Origin of the sequence: Azospirillum cavernae, from assembly GCF_003590795.1 — a bacterium.
Taxonomy (GTDB): domain Bacteria; phylum Pseudomonadota; class Alphaproteobacteria; order Azospirillales; family Azospirillaceae; genus Azospirillum; species Azospirillum cavernae.
The window spans coordinates 511599-529425 of sequence record NZ_QYUL01000005.1 but is presented as its reverse complement, the minus strand read 5'-3'; the positions used below and the strand labels follow the sequence as shown (position 1 = coordinate 529425).

The window sequence follows — 17827 nt, the reverse complement described above, 5'->3', positions numbered from 1 at the left end:
CGGAGTGTGGGCAACGCCTTCGCAACTGCACAATAATACGGCACACTGTTGAAATGATCACGACATAAGCATTCCTCTTGTCTATTTTCTTAAACGCAGCTACCGTCGGGACCACAAAGACGGACAGGAACCGGGGCTAGCCCGACGGGTTTTTGTCACCTCTGACGGGAGAGGATGATGGACGGCGGGATGATGGCGACGACGCAGGCGTTGGTGCGGTTCGTCGGGGTGCAAAAAACCTACGACGGCGAACATTTGGTCGTAAAAAGCCTGGATCTCGACATCCGCAAGGGCGAGTTCCTGACGCTGCTTGGGCCGTCCGGTTCGGGGAAAACGACCACCCTGATGATGCTGGCCGGGTTCGAGGTTCCGACCCATGGCGAGATTTTCCTCGGTGATCGGTCGATCAAGAACACGCCGCCGCACAAGCGCGACATCGGCATGGTGTTCCAGAATTACGCGCTGTTCCCCCACCTGACCATCGAGGAAAACGTCGCGTTTCCCTTGACGGTGCGCGGCGTGTCCAAGGCCGAGGTGAAGGAGCGGGTCACAGCGGCCTTGCAGATGATCAAGCTGGAGAATGTCGCCTCGCGCCATCCCGGCCAATTGTCGGGCGGCCAGCAGCAGCGCGTCGCGTTGGCCCGCGCCCTGGTGTTCAAACCGGCGCTGGTGCTGATGGACGAACCGCTGGGCGCGCTCGACAAGCGTCTGCGCGAACACATGCAGTTGGAAATCAAGCGTCTGCACGAAACGATGGGCATCACCGTCGTTTACGTCACGCATGACCAGGGCGAAGCGCTGACCATGTCGGACCGCATCGCCGTGTTCAACGACGGCATCGTGCAACAGATCGACAGCCCGGACGCGCTTTATGAGCGGCCCGTCAACAGCTTCGTCGCCAACTTCATCGGCGAAAGCAACGTGTTGGCCGGAACCGTCGAAAATATCGAACAGGGTTTCTGCCGGGTGGCGTTGGCCGCCGGTGGATCGGTGGTGGCGACGGCGGTGAATGTCGGCGGCGTCGGCGCGCGCACCTCCTTGTCGGTGCGCCCGGAACGGGTGTCGTTGCTGACCAGCGACGACGGCGACGTTGGGTTCAACCGGCTGCCAGCCACGTTGAAAGATTTGATTTATGTGGGGGACCACACGCTGGCGGTGCTGGCTGCCCCCGGCAACAATGAATTCATGGTCAAGCTGCCCGCCGGCGCCTATTCCGGGCTGTCGGAGGGACAAGCCGTGACCATCGCCTTCCGCCCCGAAGATTGTCGGGCGCTGGATCCGGTCTGAAAGCGGGAGCTTTCCGGTCGGTCTCAATCGACGAACAACAACCACAAGACATAGGACGGGGATCATGTCGAAGTTTAAGCTGGCTCTTGGTTTCGCCGCGACTTTTACCGCCGTCACCGCTCTGGCGTCGGTCGCCAGCGCCCGTGACCTGACCGTCGTGTCGTGGGGCGGAGCGTATCAGGACGTTCAGAAGAAGGTCTATTTCGAGCCGTTCAAGGCGTCCGGCGCGGCGATGAACGATGAATCGTGGGATGGCGGCGTCGGCGTTCTGCGCGCCAAGGTCCAGGGCGGCGCGTCCACCTGGGACGTGGTCCAGGTCGAAAGCGACGAGCTGGCGCTGGGCTGCGACGAGGGCCTGTTCGAGAAGATCAACTATTCCAAAATCGGCGGCGAGGAAGCCTATCTGCCCGCCACCGTCAACGCCTGCGGCGTCGGCGCCATCGTCTATGACTTCGTGCTTGGCTACGACAAGGACAAGCTGAAGGACGCGCCGAAGGGCTGGGCCGACTTCTTCGACACCAAGAAATATCCGGGCAAGCGCGCGCTGCGCCAGGGCGCCAAGACCACCTTGGAAATCGCCCTGATCGCCGACGGCGTCGCCCCGGCGGATGTTTACAAGGTGCTGGCGACCGAGGCGGGCATCGACCGCGCCTTCAAGAAGCTCGACACCATCAAGGGCGATCTGGTCTGGTGGAAGGCGGGCGCGCAGCCGCCGCAGCTCCTCGCGTCGGGCGAAGTGGTGATGACGTCGGTCTACAACGGCCGCATCGACGCCGCCAACAAGAAGGAAAAGAAGAACTTCGGCATGGTGTGGAACGGCGCGCTGTTCACCATCGACAGCTGGGTCATCCTGAAGGGCAGCCCGAACGTCGAGGTCGCGCACAAGTTCCTGAACTTCGTCGGCAAGGCCGAGAACCAGGCCAAGCTGTCCGAAGGCATCGCCTACGGCACGTCGAACAAGGGCGCCCCGGCCAAGCTGGCCCCGGCCCTGCTGGCCGATCTGCCGACGGCCCCGGCCAACCTGAAGAACGCCGCCGAAATCGACGTCAACTTCTGGCTGGAGAACATCGACCGTCTGACCGAGCGCTTCAACAAGTGGGCGGCCAAGTAAGGTCCTGAGACGACCGCTTCGGCGGTCGGGTTTCGGCGTCGGCGGGGGTTGCGTGGTTGCGCCCCGCCGACGCCAACCCACAAAAGGGTGATCCGTCGGTGACGACGCCCGCGTTTCCAAGACCATCGTCACGCCCACGAAAGCGGGGATCATGATCCATCGTCGCGCGGCCTCCCTGGTGGAGCGTCGCGTGGGATCCCCGTTTTCGCGGGCGTGACGGGACCATCCGACAGGACATCACCGATGACAGCCGCAATCGTTGTTGGCGCCGAGATGCCGTTGAAGCGTCGATTGAGGCGGGCCGAACGCGCCCGGCAGCTTCGCGCGCTGGGTCTGGTGCTTCCGCTTTTTCTGTTTCTGCTGTTCACCTTCGTCATTCCCATCGCCGGGATGATCTGGCGGTCGGTCGATGATTGGGAGGTGCCGCAGGTGCTGCCCCACACCGTCGCCGCCCTGTCCGACTGGAACGGCCAGGATTTGCCGAGCGAAACCGCCTTCGCGGCGCTGGCGGGCGATCTTCAGGCGGCGCGCGCCGCCGGGACGGTCGCCGTGGCGGCCAAGCGGTTGAACTACGTCGTCAACGGATCCCGCACCGTTTTGACCTCGACCGCGCGCAACCTGAAGACCGCGCCGGAACCCGGCACGGCCAAGGCGACCCTGATCGGGCTGAACCCGGCCTGGGGCGAGCGGGCCACCTGGGCGGCGATCAAAAGCGCCAGCGGTCCCGTGACCGCCTATTACCTGCTGGGCGCGGTCGATCTGACGCGCGACGTCAACGGCGCCATCGTCGCCACGCCCGAAGATCAAGCGATCTACCGCGACGTCTTCGCGCGCACCTTCACCATCGGTTTCGGCGTCACCGCGCTGTGTTTGCTGCTGGGCTTTCCGGTCGCCTATCTGCTGGCGAATCTGCCGACGGCGCAGTCGAACATGCTGATGATTTTCGTGCTGCTGCCCTTCTGGACCTCGCTTCTGGTGCGCACCTGCGCCTGGATCGTGATCTTGCAGGGCGAGGGCATCGTCAACGGCTCCCTGCAATGGTTGGGCGTGATCGACGAGCCGCTGCGCCTGATCTACAACCGCTTCGGCGTCTACATGGCGATGACCCATGTGCTGCTGCCCTTCATGATCCTGCCGCTGTACAGCGTCATGCGGTCGATTTCCCCGGCCTACATGCGGGCGGCGGCCTCGCTCGGCGCGCCTCCGGCCACGGCCTTTCTGCGGATTTACCTGCCGCAGACCATTCCCGGCATTGGCGCGGGCTGTCTGTTGGTCTTCATTCTGGCCATCGGCTATTACATCACTCCGGCGCTGGTCGGCGGAGCGGGCGACCAGATGATTTCGGCCTTCATCGCCTTTTACACCACGGAAACCGTCAATTGGGGCTTGGCCTCGGCGTTGGGGGCGGTGTTGCTGCTGTCCACGCTGGTGCTGGCGCTGGTCTATGGCAAGTTGGCGCTGGGGCGCCAGACGACGGGAGGTCTCAAGAATTGAGCGCGAATCATTCCACGCAAACCGCCAGCCAGCGCTACGCTTGGTTGGCGACGGTGGTCCTGTCGTCGGTGATCTTCGTCTTCCTGATGGCGCCGATCCTGGCCATCGTGCCGCTGTCCTTCAGTTCCGGCGCGTATCTGACCTACCCGCTGCCCGGCTTCTCGTTGCGCTGGTACGAGGATTTCCTCAACTCGCCGCGCTGGATGCTGTCCTTGAAGAACAGCGCCATCATCGGCGTCGCCTCGGCCATCCTGTCGATGGTGCTGGGGACGCTGGCCTCTCTGGGGTTGGCGCAGTGGAAGAGCAAATGGAAGCCGCTGGTGCTGGCCCTGGTGCTGTCGCCGATGGTGGTTCCGGTCGTCATCACGGCGGTCGGCGTCTATTTCTTCTTCGCGCCGCTGGGGCTGACCGGCAATTATCTGGGGCTGATTTTGGCGCACACGGCGCTGGCGACGCCCTTCGTCGTCATCACCGTGTCGGCGACCTTGCAGGGCTTCGACATGACGCTGGCGCGCGCCGCCGCCTCGCTGGGCGCGCCGCCGATCATGACCTTCCGCCGGGTGATCCTGCCCTTGATCCTGCCGGGCTTGGCGTCGGGCGCGCTGTTCGCCTTCGCCACCAGCTTTGACGAGGTGGTGACGGTTCTGTTCCTCGCCGGGCCGGAGCAGCGCACCCTGCCGCGCGAAATGTTCAGCGGCATCCGCGAGAACATCAGCCCGACCATCACCGCCGTGGCGGTGGTGCTGACGGTGATCTCGATTGGTCTGCTGACGATGATTGAACTGCTGCGCCGCCGGAACGAACGGCTGAAGGGCAACGCCCCGTAAGCGGTCGGACTTCTTATTCCCTCTCCCGCCTTTAGCGGGGGAGGGTTAGGGAGGGGGCAAGGCGCTTACAAATAGGGTGGGGTGCAGGCGCTGATGAGTTCGCAATCCTCGTCGCCGACGTTGCGGAAGCGGTGGGGGATGCGGCTGTCGAAGAGGTAGGCGTCGCCGGGGGCCAGGATCTGTTTGCGGTCGCCGACCGTCAGTTCGATCTTGCCCTTCACGACGATGCCGCCCTCCTCCGATTCGTGCTGGAGCATGGTTCGGCCGGTGTCGGCGCCCGGCGCGTAGCGCTCGTGCAGGATCTGGAGGTTGCGGCCCCGCAGATCGCCAACCTGCCGGAACGAGACCTGACCGACAGTGCCCTTCAGCTCTTCGGCCAGTTCGACCAGTTCGGTGTTCTTGAAGAAGATCTGTTCGGGCGGCGGCAAATCGTCGGAGGAGAAGAATTCGGCCAGGGACATAGGGATGCCCTGCAACACCTTGCGCAGGGACGACACGGACGGGCTGCTGCGGTTCTGTTCGATCAGCGAGATGGTGCCGTTGGTCACGCCGGCCTTCTGCGCCAGCGCCCGTTGCGACAGGCCGTGTTGCTCGCGAATCTGCTTCAACCGTGTGCCGACATCGAAATCCATCACCCGACTCCTGGTTCCTCAACCTTACGCAATACCCGATTCCCGCAACCCCGTCATCAAAATATGAACAGCTAAACAGGGGTTGTTTAATTTATTAAACATGCTAGGCTTTCCTTCGTGGTCCCAACGGTAAGCGTCCATCGGGGGCGCGCCGGACCGTCGCCAAACTTCCAATCCAGGGCGGATCGAACATGCTGTCGCTGAACGACCAGAGCCTTCTTCAGACCAAGGGCTATGTGAACGGCGCGTGGCGCGCCGCCGACTCCGGCAAAAGCTTCGCCGTGACCAACCCGGCCACCGGCGCGGTGATAGCCAACGTCGCCGACATGGGCGCTGCGGAAACGCGCGAGGCCATTGACGCCGCCAACGCCGCCCTGCCGGGCTGGCGCGCCAAGACCGCCAAGGAGCGCGCGGCCATCCTGCGCCGCTGGCACGATTTGATCCTCGCCAACCAAGAGGATCTGGCCCAACTGATGACCGCCGAACAGGGCAAGCCGCTGACGGAATCGCGCGGCGAGGTGCTCTACGGCGCGTCCTTCATCGAATGGTTCGCCGAAGAGGGCAAGCGCGCCTATGGCGACGTCATCCCGACCTTCGCGGGCAACAAGCGCATCCTGGTTCTGAAGGAGCCGATTGGCGTCGTCGCGGCGATCACGCCGTGGAACTTCCCCAACGCCATGATCACCCGCAAATGCGCCCCCGCTTTGGCGGCGGGTTGCACCGTGGTGGTCAAGCCCGCCGAAGACACGCCCTTGTCGGCGCTGGCGCTGGCTGAACTGGCCACGCGCGCGGGCATTCCCGCTGGCGTCTTCAACATCGTCATGGGGTCGAACCCGGCGGCGATTGGCGGCGAGCTGACCAGCAGCTCCATCGTCCGCAAGGTCAGCTTCACCGGCTCGACCGAAATCGGCAAGCTGCTGATGCGGCAGGCCGCCAGCACGGTCAAGAAGGTGTCGCTGGAGCTGGGCGGCAACGCCCCCTTCATCGTCTTCGACGACGCCGATCTGGACGAGGCGGTGAAGGGCGCGATGGCGTCGAAATACCGCAACGCCGGTCAGACCTGCGTCTGCGCCAACCGTCTGTTGGTCCAGTCGGGCGTCTATGAGGCATTCACCGCCAAGCTGGCCGAGGCGGTCAAGCAGCTCAAAGTCGGCGACGGCGCGGAACCCGGCGTCAGCCAGGGGCCGCTCATCAACGCCGACGCCATCGCCAAGGTGGAAGAGCTGATGGGCGACGCGCTGGAGAAGGGCGCCAAGATCGCGCTGGGCGGCAAGCGCCACGAACTGGGCGGCACCTTCTTCGAGCCGACCATCCTCACCGGCGTCACCAGCGCCATGCGCGTGGCGCGTGAGGAGATCTTCGGCCCGGTCGCCCCGCTCTTCCGCTTCGAGACGGAAGAGGAGGCCATTCAGATGGCCAACGACACCGAATTCGGCCTTGCCGCCTATTTCTACAGCCGCGACATCGGGCGCGTCTGGCGCGTCGCCGAAAAGCTGGAATACGGCATGGTCGGCATCAACGAAGGCATCATTTCGACCGAACTCGCCCCGTTCGGCGGCGTCAAGGAGTCCGGCATTGGCCGCGAAGGCTCCAAGTACGGCCTCGATGACTTCATGGAAACCAAATATCTCTGCGTCGGCCTCGGCGCCTGACGCTTTCAGGATCAAGGAACAGACTCATGAGCAATCAGTCGTTGGTTAAGCGGCGCGACGCCGCCGTCTCCCGTGGTATTTCCGCTGGCCTGCCGGTCTACATCGACCGCGCCGAAAATTCGGAAATGTGGGACGTTGAGGGCAAGCGCTACATTGATTTTGGCGCGGGCATCGCCGTGTTGAACACGGGCCACCGCCACCCGAAGGTGATGGAGGCGGTCAAGGCTCAGCTCGACCGTTTCACCCACACCTGCATGATGGTCACGCCCTATGACAGCTTCGTCGAGCTGGCGGAAAAGCTGAACGCGCTGGTTCCCGGCGACACGCCGAAGAAGACCGCCTTTTTCACCACCGGCGCCGAAGCGGTGGAAAACGCCGTCAAGGTGGCGCGCGCCTTCACCGGCCGCCCGGCGGTCATCGCCTTTTCCGGCGGTTTCCATGGCCGCACGCTGCTCGGCATGGCGCTGACCGGCAAGGTCGTGCCCTACAAGGTCGGCTTCGGCCCGTTCCCGGCGGACATCTACCATGTGCCGTTCCCCAACGCCTACCGCGACATCTCGGTCGCCGAAAGCCTGAAGGCGCTGGACACCCTGTTCAAGTCCGACGTTGATCCGGCCCGCGTCGCCGCCATCATCGTCGAGCCGGTGCAGGGCGAGGGCGGCTTCAACATCGCCTCGCCGGAATTCCTCCAGGCCATCCGCGCGCTGTGCGACAAGCACGGCATCGTCATGATCGTGGACGAGATCCAGACCGGCTTCGCCCGCACCGGCAAGATGTTCGCGGTCGAACATGCCGGGATCGAACCCGACCTCATCACCATGGCCAAGAGCCTGGCGGGCGGCTTCCCGTTGTCGGCGCTGACCGGCAAGGCGGCGATGATGGACGCGCCGATTCCGGGCGGTCTCGGCGGCACCTACGCGGGCAGTCCGATGGCGACCACCGCCGCGCTGGCGGTCATCGACGTGATCGACGAAGAGAAGCTGTGCGAGCGCGCTCAAGTGATCGGCGAGCGCATCGCCGACCGCTTCCGCGCCATGGGCCAGCGCAACACGCTGCCGGTCGTCGGCGACGTCCGCAACCTGGGCGCCATGGTCGCCATGGAGCTGGTGACGAACCGCGAGACCAAGGAACCCGCCGCCGACCTGACCAAGGCGCTGGTCGCCAAGGCGGCGGAAAAGGGCCTGATCCTGCTGTCCTGCGGCACCTATGGCAACGTCATCCGCGTGCTGGTGCCGCTGACCGTGTCGGACGCCGTGCTCGACGAAGGTCTGGACATCATCGAGCGTTCTCTGGAAGAACTGGTGGCCGCGTAACAGGCGGTCGCCAATCCCCCCTTTCCCAAAACGGGAAAGGGGGCAAGAAAGAAACGGGAGGAGAGAAAATTGGCCGGACCTTTGTCACACATCCGGGTGCTGGAGCTGTCGCGCGTGCTGGCTGGCCCTTGGGCGGCGCAGACGCTGGCGGATCTCGGCGCCGACGTGATCAAGGTCGAACGGCCCGGGGCTGGCGACGACACCCGCGCCTGGGGGCCGCCCTGGGCGGGCGATCAATCCGCCTATTTTCTCTCCACCAACCGGGGCAAACGCTCGATCACCATTGATTTCGAGCGCCCGGAAGGTCAGGAACTGGTCCGCAAGCTGGCGGCGCAGGCCGACGTCGTCATTGAAAACTTCAAGGTTGGCGGGCTGGTCAAATACGGGCTGGATTACGACAGCCTGAAGGCGATCAACCCGCGCCTCGTCTATTGCTCGATCACCGGCTTTGGCCAGACCGGGCCGTACCGCAACCGCGCCGGTTATGATTTCATGATCCAGGGCATGGGCGGTTTGATGAGCGTCACCGGCCTGCCCGATGGCGAGCCGGGGGCCGGGCCGGTCAAGGTCGGCGTCGCGGTGACGGACATCTTCACCGGCCTGTACGCCACCATCGGCGTGATGGGCGGCTTGGCGCACCGGGACCGCACCGGACAGGGGCAATGGGTCGATCTGGCCCTGCTCGACGTTCAGGTCGCGGTGCTGGCCAATCAGGCGATGAATTGTCTGGTCGGCGGCACGGCGCCGCAGCGGTTGGGCAACGCCCACCCCAACATCGTTCCCTATCAGGCCTTCGCCACCCGCGACGGCTTCATCATTCTGGCGGTTGGCAACGACGGCCAGTTCGCCAAATTCTGTCAGGTCGCCGGTCGCCCGGATCTGTCGGCGGACTCGCGTTACGCCACCAACCCGGCCCGCGTCGCCAACCGCAAGGAACTCGTGCCGCAGTTGGAAGAGCTGCTGCGGACCCGCGACAGCCAGGATTGGCTGAGCGCGCTGGAGGCGGTTGGCGTGCCTTGCGGCCCGATCAACGATCTGGAGGCGGTGTTCGCCGATCCGCATGTCCAGGCGCGCAACATCCGCCAGGATTTGCCGCATCCGGTGCTGGGGACGGTGCCGACGGTGGCCAGCCCGATCCGCTATTCGGAAACCCCGCTGGTCCATGACGCCGCCCCGCCGACCCTGGGCCAGCACACCGACGCGGTGTTGACCGAGGCGTTGGGCCTCAGCGAGGCCGACATCGCGGCGTTGCGGGAGAAGGGCGTGATCTGACCGCCCGTTTGGCGGTTTCTGTGTTTGTTGGCGCGCGGGCAAAAATCCGCTGGAGAGGCGCAGCCACGAGGCGGACCTCTCCAGCGCCGTTTCAGAACTCCGTGACCACGGTCACGCCCGCGACCTCAAACTTGTCCATGGTCATCAAGGCGTCGATCGACTGTTCCAGGGTGATCGTCTTGCCGATCAGCTTTTCGGGCGCCAGCTTTCCCGACCGCATCATCTCCATCATCGCGTCGTAGCGATGGGCCTGCATTCCGTGACTGCCGAGGATTTCCAACTCCTGCGCGATGACGCGGCTCATCGGGATGGCGGGCGTGCTGTTGTCGCCCAGCATCAAACCGACCTGCACATGCTTGCCCCGCTTGCGCAGATTGCTGATTGAGTTGAAGCAGGTGGCGGGGTGGCCCAGCGCGTCGAGGGAGACATGGGCGCCGCCCCGCGTGATCTCGATGACGGCCTCGGCGACCTGCGGCGTCTGGGCTGCGTTCACGGTGGCGACCGCGCCCAACGCGCGGGCCAAGGCGAGCTTCTCGTCCGAAATGTCGATGGCGACGACGTTGGCGCCGACCGCGTTGGCGATCATGACAGCGGACAGACCGACGCCGCCGCAGCCGTGAACGGCGACCCACTGACCGGCGGATGTCTTGCCCTGATCGACGACGGCGCGGAAGGACGTCACGAAACGGCATCCCAGACTGGCGGCGGTGGCGAAATCCAACGTGTCCGGCAGCCGCACCAGATTGATGTCCGCCTGATGCAGGGCGACATATTGGGCGAAGGATCCCCAATGGGTGAAGCCGGGCTGGAATTGCCGGTCGCACACCTGATGATTGCCGGAATGGCATTCGGGACAGGCGCCGCAGCCGCCGACGAAGGGGACCGTCACCCGATCCCCGATTTTCCATTTCGTCACGTTCTTGCCGACCGCCTCGACGATCCCGGCCAATTCATGACCGGGAACATGGGGAAGCTGGATGTCGGCGTCATGCCCAACCCAACCATGCCAATCGCTTCGGCAAACCCCCGTCGCCATCACCTTGACGACGACGCCGTGCGCTTCCGGCGTTGGGTCGGGCACGGTCATGATCCGGGGCGGCGTGGAAAAGGCTTCGTAGACCACCGCTTTCATGGGGTTCTCCTTTTGGAATGTTCCAACATTGTACCGGGAGCGCCCTGAAATTGGCTTTCATTTGAAGATCGGCTATTCCACGGATATGAAGGGTTCTTCCTTATTTTGATGTCTCCCTGAAGGAATCCATCGGCATGGACGCGCTTGATAAAATGGACGCCGCGATTCTGGACCGGCTTCAACAGGATGGCCGACTGTCCAACGCCAAGCTTGCCGAACAACTCTCGCTCAGCGAGGCGACGTGCTGGCGGCGTCAGAAACGTCTGGAAGACTGCGGGGCGATCAAAGGGTATCAGGCGGTTCTCGACCGCAGAATTCTGGGTTTCGGCGTGATGGCGTTCGTGCAGATCGTCTGCACGCAGCATGGCGAGGATGTGACGGCGGCGTTCGAGAGAATCATCCAGGCCTGCCCTTCCGTGTTGAGCTGCCACAACACGACCGGGGAGGCGGATTTCCTGTTGATCGTCGTCGCCCGGGATCTGGATGATTACAGCCGCTTCGTCGACACGGTGTTGAGAAAGCTGCCGGGCGTCGCCAGCATCCGTTCCAATCTGTCCCTGCGGGAGATGAAGGCGACGAACCGCTTGCCCGTTCTGGCGGACCCCTACCACGCATCGCTCTGACGCCCTGTTGACCGAGGCGTTGGGCTTGAGCGCGGCAGACATCGCCGCTTTGCGGGACAAGGGCGTGGTCTGAACCGCTAAGGTGCGTTCCGGCTCCTCCCTGCCCAAACTTTGGGCGGGAGGCTTCCCTCCCCGACCGATTGATCGAGAGCCATGACCGCCGTGACCCCCGCCGCCGACAGCCGCTTTGGCATCCTGATGATGCTGGGCGGCATGACCCTGTTCACGCTGAACGACGCCCTTGGCAAATGGCTGGTCGCCGAATATCCGGTGGCGATGCTGCTGGCGGTGCGCAGCCTGTTCGGCATGGCGATCCTGCTGCCGCTGATCGCGCGGGAGGGGTTTGGCGCGGTTTTCGCGGTGAAACGGCTGCCGGTGCATCTGGTTCGGGTCTTCCTTGTCACCGTGGACATCGCTTGCTTCTATTGGGCGGTCGGCTATCTGCCGCTGGCCGACGTGATGACGATCTACATGTCGGCCCCGCTGATCGTCACCGCCCTGTCGGTCGTGTTCCTCAAGGAATCGGTGGGCTGGCGGCGCTGGGCGGCGGTGCTGGTCGGCTTCGTCGGCGTGGTGATCGTGCTGAACCCAACCGGACAGTTCGATTTGTTGCCGTCGATGGTGGCCCTGCTGGGGGCGACGATCTTTTCCTCCGGCCTGATTTTCACCCGCCTGCTGCGCGAGGCGGGCAACCTGTCGCTGGTCAGCTACCAGACCTTGGGTGGCTTGGTGATGGGTGGCGTCGCCTTGCCCTTTTCCTGGTCCACGCCGGGATGGGCGGATTTTCTGTTGCTGGGGTTGTTGGGCGTGACGGCGTTGGGTGGTCACTCCCTCATCAACCGTTCCCTGCAACTCAGCCCGGCGGCGGTGGTGGTGCCGTTTCAGTATGTGTCGATCCTGTGGGCGGTTTTGCTGGATTTGGCGGTCTGGGGAACGCAACCAAGCCTGCGCATGGCGGTGGGCGGCACGCTCATCATCGGCAGCGGCCTTTTCATCTTCCACCGCGAACAACGGTTGAAGCAGGGCGCGGCGGCTGGGGCGTCGTCGGACCACATCTGAGGCGCAGCGTTTCGCTCCATTGAATTTCTCAATGGGCAGCTTCAAACATATCAATTTCTCCTCATGATGCGGCGCCGTTATCGTCGCCCCCGTTGGGCAGTCCGCCCGCCCACCGATCATGGCGAAGGAGGATCGATATGGACGTCTTGCTGTCCGCGCCCATTTTGTTTTTTGCCCTTGGCGCGCTCATCGCGATGGCTGGCGCCCGCACGCCCTTCCCCGATGGTTTCGCCAAGGGTTTGGCCGCGTATCTTCTGGTCGCCATCGGGCTGAAGGGGGGCGTCGCCTTGACGGGCGTCGACGCGGCGACGGTGTTGCCGCTGCTGCTGACCGCCGGGCTGGTCAGCCTGACCATGCCGGTTCTGGCCTTCGCGGCCTTGCGGATGACGGTGGGCCTGGATGCGGTGAACGCGGCGGCCATCGCCGCGCATTACGGCTCCGTCAGCCTCGTGACCTTCATCACTATGACCAAGCTGCTGGAAAGCCAGGGCATTCTGTTTGGCGGCCATATGGTCGCCGCGCTGGCGATCATGGAGGGACCGGCCATCGTCACGGGCCTGCTGCTGGCCGGGGCGACCGGAGCGGCGGCGACCGTCGGCGTCGCGGCGGGCGGCGCTGGCGGAACCCTGTCCCTGTCGCTCGGCCAGGACGGCAAGGAGGTGTCCATCAAGGCGGCGATCCGGGAGGCGGCCTTCAACAGCTCGGTTCTGCTGCTGATAGGCTCGCTGCTGATTGGTCTGGTGATTGGGAAGACGGGTTTCGCCGCGCTGAACGGTCTGTTCGTCGCGCCGTGGGACGGGGCGCTCAGCCTGTTCCTGCTGGAAATGGGCTGCTTGGCCGCCACCCGGCTGCGCGAGGCGATGACGCTGAAGCTGGGGCTGATCGCCTTTGGCGTCGGCATGCCGCTGCTCGGCGCGGGCGTCGGCCTTGCGGTGGCCAGCGCGCTTGGTCTTGGCTTTGGCGACGCCGCGCTGTTCGTCACCTTGTGCGCCAGCGCGTCCTACATCGCCGTTCCGGCGGCGCTGAGCCACGCCCTGCCCACCGCCAATCCGGGCCTGTCGCTGCCGCTGTCGCTGGGAATCACCTTCCCCTTCAACATCCTTGTCGGCATCCCACTTTACATCGCGGTGACGCGGGCGATGTTCACTTAACGGAGCGGGCAGAAAACACGCGATGCCGACACCCTTGCCACCCTTTGATCTCGACCTGCTGCGGAGCTTTGTCACCATCGTCGAGGGCGGCGGCTTCACCCGCGCCGCCGAACGGCTGGGACGCACGCAATCGACCATCAGCTTGCAGATCAAGCGGTTGGAGGACGGGTTGGGCAAGCGCCTGTTCCAGCGCGACGGGCGGAGCCTGGAGCTGACGCCCGACGGCGAAATCCTTCTGACCTACGCGCGCCGTCTGCTGGGCATGGCCAACGAGGCCTGCGCCATGCTGATGGAGCCGGAGGTTGGCGGGGTGGTGCGTTTGGGAACGCCGGAGGATTTCGCCACCGCGCATCTGCCCGACGTGCTGTGGCGCTTCTCCCGAGCGCATCCCCAGGTGGCGCTTGAGGTTCAATGCGATTTCACGCTCAACCTGCTGGGCGGCTTTTCGCGGGGCGAGTTCGATCTGGTTTTGTGCAAGCGGGAACCGCAAGGCCCGACCGGCGGCACGAAGGTGTGGCGCGAGCCGCTGGTCTGGGTGGCGTCCGACCGCCTGTTGCTTGGTCCCGGCGCGCCGGTGCCGCTGGTGTTGGCCCCTGCGCCGGACATTTACCGCAAGCGGGCGATCGAGGCGCTCGACGCTTGCGGGCGGGCTTGGCGGATCGTCTACACCAGCCACAGCCTGACCGGCATCAAGGCCGCCGTCAGCGCCGGGCTGGGCGTGACGATTCTGCCCAAAGACATGCTGGAGGCGGGTTTTCACATCGTCGGCGCCGATCACCGATTGCCGGACCTCGACGATTTGGAGGTGGCGCTGCACCGCTTGTCCGACAGCATGCCCAAGGCGGTCGAGTTGCTGGCGGAGCACATCATCCGGTCGCTGGAAAAGACCCCCTCGACCTGATGCGCGCGCTTGTGTGGCGCCGCGTGGTTGTTCAGGTGAAGAAGCGTGGAATCAGATGGATCGCCATCGGCTCCACCGGACGCCAGCCGAATTCACGGATGACGGTGTTGGATTCGACCGGATGACGCCCCGGCGCCAGCGACCAGGTGATGTGGAAGGTCGATCCGTCGGGCCGGTCCGTCGAGCCGTTGAGCGCGACGATCAGGGCCTGCAGACCGGATTCGTCATCGACGGTGGCGATCACCTCGGCGGCCACCGGGTAGGGCAGCGGATGGCCGAACGGCACGCCAACGTCCAGCGTCACATGATGGGCGATCAGAATCTCATACTGTTGGGGAAATTGCGCCAGAAGGCGGGCGCGTTCATCGTCGGGCAATTCCCAACCCGTGTACCCCGTGCTCATACCCTGGTCTCCGTCAGCGTCGTCCGCCGTTGAGGATGTCGTCCATCAGCTTGTTCGCCTCGGCGGGGCCGGACAGCAGTTCGATCATGCGGATTGCGGTGTATCCCGTCCGCGATCCGCCCGCCGTCGCCCCGCCGCCCAGCGATTTTCGGGCCTGTTCGGTGAGGGAGGTTGTGGCCTTTTGCGTCACGGTCTTCAATTCGCCGCGCAATCCAAGCGAGTCGGCGATGCTCGCACATTTGCGGAGCGCGCGCGCCTGATTTTCCGCCTGGAGGATCTGCGCCCGGTCGTTGACGCCGCCGTTCATGGCGGTCAGCGCGCCGACGATGCCGCCGTCTGCGTTGTCGAGAATCTGGCTTCGGACCATCTCGTGAATGGAACCGCGCACCTCTTTCAGGCGCTGGTCGAACGCCTTGTTCCGGCTCAACTCCATGGCGTTGCGGGTGGCGTCCAGGCTGGCGATCAGATCCACCGCCAGATCGGCGACGGCCAGCCGGTCCGCCTGCGCGTCCGGCGTCGCCTTCAAGGAGCGGGAGCGGTCCTCGATCTGGCCAACCACGGTGTCGGTCAGTTCCATGAACAGTTTGGCCCGTTCGGTGGGTTTCTGGCCGAAATCCATGTCGTGCAGGCCACCCAACAGCGCCGACGGGTTGCTCAAACGGGACGCGGCCAACAGAATGAAGATCTTCAGCGCGTCGGGGCGGGCGCGGGCGACCCGACGGCCCAGGTCGCGGATCCCGTCCAGATGATCTTTGTGCAGCTTGGAAACCGGCTTGGGCGACAGCACCGCTTTCAGGTCACGGATTTCCGCCGCGATGGACATAATCATGGCGATGTCGGCGATCGCCCGCACGCGATCCGGGTTTAGGCGCAGATCCAGGGCGTCGTCGAAACGCCCGGCTTCTGTGTTGCTGGCAAGAGCGGCGACCACGCTGGCCGCCTCCACCCAAAAGGCTTCGGCCAGATTGTCGCGTTGCGGGCCGTCCTGCAACGCCCCGTGATAGGCCTTCAGCTTCGGGCGTCCGATCTGGGCTTCCACCACGGGCCACAGGCTGTTCATCAGCGCTCGCTCGATCACGCTGAGCGGCAGGGGATCATTCTTGCCGAAGGTCTCGAACAGATCCTCGAAGGGGTCGCAGAACAGGCGCTTCATGGTGGGGCGACGGTGGACGCGCAATTCCACCATACGGGGGCGGATGACCGCGATGGTCTGCTGGATGTCGGGGTGGTCGCCCATCTGTTCCAGCAACTCGACGATCTGCCGGAACTTTGGTTCGTCGATGTAGAGCAGCTTGTCGCCCAGCGCGATCAGGTCCTTGATGTCCATGATGCTAGGCCGCCCTTCCCTTGATCGTTTCAATCCGCATCACCAGATCGACGTCGAGCTGACCGCTGCGCCAATCCACATAGGCGCGCACCGAACGGCGGTTGCTTTGCAACAGCTTTTCCGCCGCCAGAACTTGATCCGCGCGCGCCTCGTCCTTGGGCAGCAGGGGGATGACGCGGAAGATGTCGTGCACCGCCATGTCCTGTTCGTGGCGGCTGCGGGTGACGGCGTCGGACCAGAGAACGATCAGAAACTCCCAGCCGTCGAGCAGCCAGGACAGCCGGGTGGCCGCCTTGCGCACCAGCAGCCGTTTGGTGTCCCATTGCCGCAACAGCGTTTCAAACGAGGCGACCGACTGGTCGAGCTGGGTCATCACGTTGCGGGCGTGGTTGACGGTGTGCTCGGCGACCTCGGCGCAAAAGCCGCCGATGGGCGCGGCTTCGGACACGTTGCCGGTGGCCCACTCGGTCATGCTGTCGCGAAAGCCGTTGAGATCGCGCATCAGACGGCGCAGGCGGGCGGGTTTGGGCGAGCTGGACAGGCCGATGGATTCCAGATACCCAGCCAATTCGGCGATGCGGCTGAAAAGTTCAGTCGGCTCCATGCCCAGCTTGTGGGCGGCCTTCGACATCAGATCGCGCGTCAGCTTCTGCCCCTGCGCCGAGGCGAGGCCCGCGCGCAGGATGTCGGTGGATTCCAGACCGGCGGATTTCAGGGCTTCGACGATCAATTGATAATTGATGAGGAGGCGTTGCTCCTCGTCATCGCCCAGCGCGGCCTCGGCGGCCTCAACCGCGTGGGGACCGGCCAATCCGCAGCGGGCGGCTTCCAGAACGGCCTTGCGGATGTCGTCGGGGGAGCAGCCTTCGCTTTTGGCGATCAGGTCGTGCAGCATCCGGTCGTGGACCGTCATCGGAAAGGCCAGCGGCAGCGACTTCCACGGCACCACGTAAATGCCGCGCCCTTCCGACAGGTTGGGGATCAACACTTCCAACTGATCCCGGCTGTCCTTGCGGACGCGCGTCTGGGCCAGGACGGGCGTGGTGAAGGCCACGGCGGCGCCGCGATCCTCGAAGGTGGACGGCGCGAAATTGGTGAGAGAACGCATAAGAGTTCCGACCGTGCCTGCGAGAGAGTGTGGAGCGATTACGCCGCCGCTAACCTGAATTTTGCGTTAAATCCAATATACATGCCAACCGAAATCGGCTCCTTGGGTTGGTCCCCAAGGTCACGATGTCGGGCGACCGTCACCAAATTGTCCCTTTTCCATCGCTCAACCCTCCCCATATGCCGGGGGCTGGTTTTCTGGAAAGAGGCATCAAGATTGTGACGCGCGACACGCCGCCCGCCGCTTCGGCCCCGCCCATGGCGCGGCTGCGGCAAGGGGTGATGATCGGCCTGGGTTGCACGATCATTTTGGTCGGATTGGTCATCGCGCCGTTGCCGGGGCCGGGCGGCCTGCCGGTGATGCTTGTGGGCGGCGTCCTGGTTCTGCGCAATTCGGCGGACGCCCGGAAATTTTTCGTGCGGATGAAACGCCGCTACCCGCGCGTGCTTGGTCCGATTGAACGGCTGCGGGTGAAGCTGCGGACGCGGCGGCATCTGCGCCGCACGCGACAAGACGACAGCGCGGCATAAGAGAT

17 protein-coding genes are annotated in these 17827 nt (G+C 64.5%); 12 read left to right on the top strand and 5 right to left on the bottom strand.

Annotation, left to right across the window (positions count from 1 at the left end):
• The first annotated feature begins 192 nt into the window (after nt 1-192).
• From D3877_RS27650 to D3877_RS27635, 4 genes are all read left to right on the top strand, one after another.
• Nucleotides 193-1287: an ABC transporter ATP-binding protein gene (locus tag D3877_RS27650; protein WP_238475140.1), complete on the top strand. Its 1095-nt coding sequence runs from the start codon at nt 193-195 to the stop codon at nt 1285-1287.
• Nucleotides 1288-1351: 64 nt separating this feature from the next.
• Entirely contained in the window at nt 1352-2398 is a 1047-nt protein-coding gene (locus D3877_RS27645) for an ABC transporter substrate-binding protein (protein WP_119833986.1), read from the top strand.
• 243 nt (nt 2399-2641) lie between these two features.
• The gene (locus D3877_RS27640) at nt 2642-3892 is read left to right on the top strand and encodes an ABC transporter permease (RefSeq protein ID WP_119833985.1); all 1251 of its coding nucleotides are present in this window, start codon (nt 2642-2644) and stop codon (nt 3890-3892) included.
• Complete coding sequence (locus D3877_RS27635; protein ID WP_199721019.1) at nt 3889-4719, top strand: ABC transporter permease; 831 nt, start codon at nt 3889-3891, stop codon at nt 4717-4719. The genes D3877_RS27640 and D3877_RS27635 overlap by 4 nt, the downstream gene beginning before the upstream one ends.
• 65 nt (nt 4720-4784) lie before the next feature.
• Here D3877_RS27635 and D3877_RS27630 read toward each other — a convergent pair whose 3' ends face one another.
• A complete protein-coding gene (locus D3877_RS27630) occupies nt 4785-5351 on the bottom strand; it encodes a cupin domain-containing protein (protein ID WP_119833984.1) in 567 nt (188 codons plus the stop codon).
• A 191-nt stretch (nt 5352-5542) separates the two neighbouring features.
• Here D3877_RS27630 and D3877_RS27625 point away from each other — a divergent pair, with 191 nt between their 5' ends.
• The 3 genes from D3877_RS27625 (at nt 5543) to D3877_RS27615 (ending at nt 9588) form a co-directional block, all read left to right on the top strand.
• On the top strand, nt 5543-7003 hold the full coding sequence (locus D3877_RS27625) for an NAD-dependent succinate-semialdehyde dehydrogenase (RefSeq protein ID WP_199721017.1): 1461 nt from the start codon (nt 5543-5545) through the stop codon (nt 7001-7003).
• A 26-nt stretch (nt 7004-7029) separates the two neighbouring features.
• Nucleotides 7030-8316 carry a 4-aminobutyrate--2-oxoglutarate transaminase gene (gene gabT / locus D3877_RS27620; RefSeq protein ID WP_119833983.1) on the top strand — a complete coding sequence of 429 codons (1287 nt, stop codon included), beginning with the start codon at nt 7030-7032 and terminating at the stop codon, nt 8314-8316.
• Nucleotides 8317-8385: 69 nt separating this feature from the next.
• A complete protein-coding gene (locus D3877_RS27615) occupies nt 8386-9588 on the top strand; it encodes a CaiB/BaiF CoA transferase family protein (RefSeq protein WP_119833982.1) in 1203 nt (400 codons plus the stop codon).
• A 91-nt stretch (nt 9589-9679) separates the two neighbouring features.
• Here the strand turns inward: D3877_RS27615 and D3877_RS27610 are convergent, their stop codons facing one another.
• Nucleotides 9680-10720, bottom strand: a complete 1041-nt coding sequence (locus D3877_RS27610) for a zinc-dependent alcohol dehydrogenase family protein (RefSeq protein ID WP_119833981.1) — start codon at nt 10718-10720, stop codon at nt 9680-9682.
• Between the two features lie 134 nt (nt 10721-10854).
• Here D3877_RS27610 and D3877_RS27605 point away from each other — a divergent pair, with 134 nt between their 5' ends.
• The 4 genes from D3877_RS27605 (at nt 10855) to D3877_RS27590 (ending at nt 14454) form a co-directional block, all read left to right on the top strand.
• A complete protein-coding gene (locus D3877_RS27605; RefSeq protein WP_119833980.1) occupies nt 10855-11343 on the top strand; it encodes an Lrp/AsnC family transcriptional regulator in 489 nt (162 codons plus the stop codon).
• Nucleotides 11344-11496: 153 nt separating this feature from the next.
• The gene (locus D3877_RS27600; RefSeq protein ID WP_119833979.1) at nt 11497-12402 is read left to right on the top strand and encodes a DMT family transporter; all 906 of its coding nucleotides are present in this window, start codon (nt 11497-11499) and stop codon (nt 12400-12402) included.
• 137 nt (nt 12403-12539) lie between these two features.
• A complete protein-coding gene (locus D3877_RS27595) occupies nt 12540-13553 on the top strand; it encodes a sodium-dependent bicarbonate transport family permease (protein ID WP_119833978.1) in 1014 nt (337 codons plus the stop codon).
• Nucleotides 13554-13575: 22 nt separating this feature from the next.
• Nucleotides 13576-14454 (top strand): LysR substrate-binding domain-containing protein, encoded by an 879-nt coding sequence (locus D3877_RS27590; protein ID WP_119833977.1) that lies wholly within the window; start codon nt 13576-13578, stop codon nt 14452-14454.
• 31 nt (nt 14455-14485) lie between these two features.
• On the opposite strand, the gene D3877_RS27585 is transcribed toward D3877_RS27590, so the two are convergent.
• From D3877_RS27585 to D3877_RS27575, 3 genes are read right to left on the bottom strand one after another with little or no spacing between them, the layout of a single operon-like run.
• A complete protein-coding gene (locus D3877_RS27585; RefSeq protein ID WP_119833976.1) occupies nt 14486-14857 on the bottom strand; it encodes a hypothetical protein in 372 nt (123 codons plus the stop codon).
• 13 nt (nt 14858-14870) lie between these two features.
• Nucleotides 14871-16184, bottom strand: coding sequence for a hypothetical protein (locus D3877_RS27580; protein WP_119833975.1), 1314 nt, complete (start codon nt 16182-16184; stop codon nt 14871-14873).
• Between the two features lie 4 nt (nt 16185-16188).
• Nucleotides 16189-17292 (bottom strand): hypothetical protein, encoded by a 1104-nt coding sequence (locus D3877_RS27575; protein ID WP_119833974.1) that lies wholly within the window; start codon nt 17290-17292, stop codon nt 16189-16191.
• A 218-nt stretch (nt 17293-17510) separates the two neighbouring features.
• On the opposite strand from D3877_RS27575, the gene D3877_RS27570 reads away from it, so the two are divergent.
• Complete coding sequence (locus D3877_RS27570) at nt 17511-17822, top strand: hypothetical protein (RefSeq protein ID WP_238475127.1); 312 nt, start codon at nt 17511-17513, stop codon at nt 17820-17822.
• Nucleotides 17823-17827: the final 5 nt, after the last annotated feature.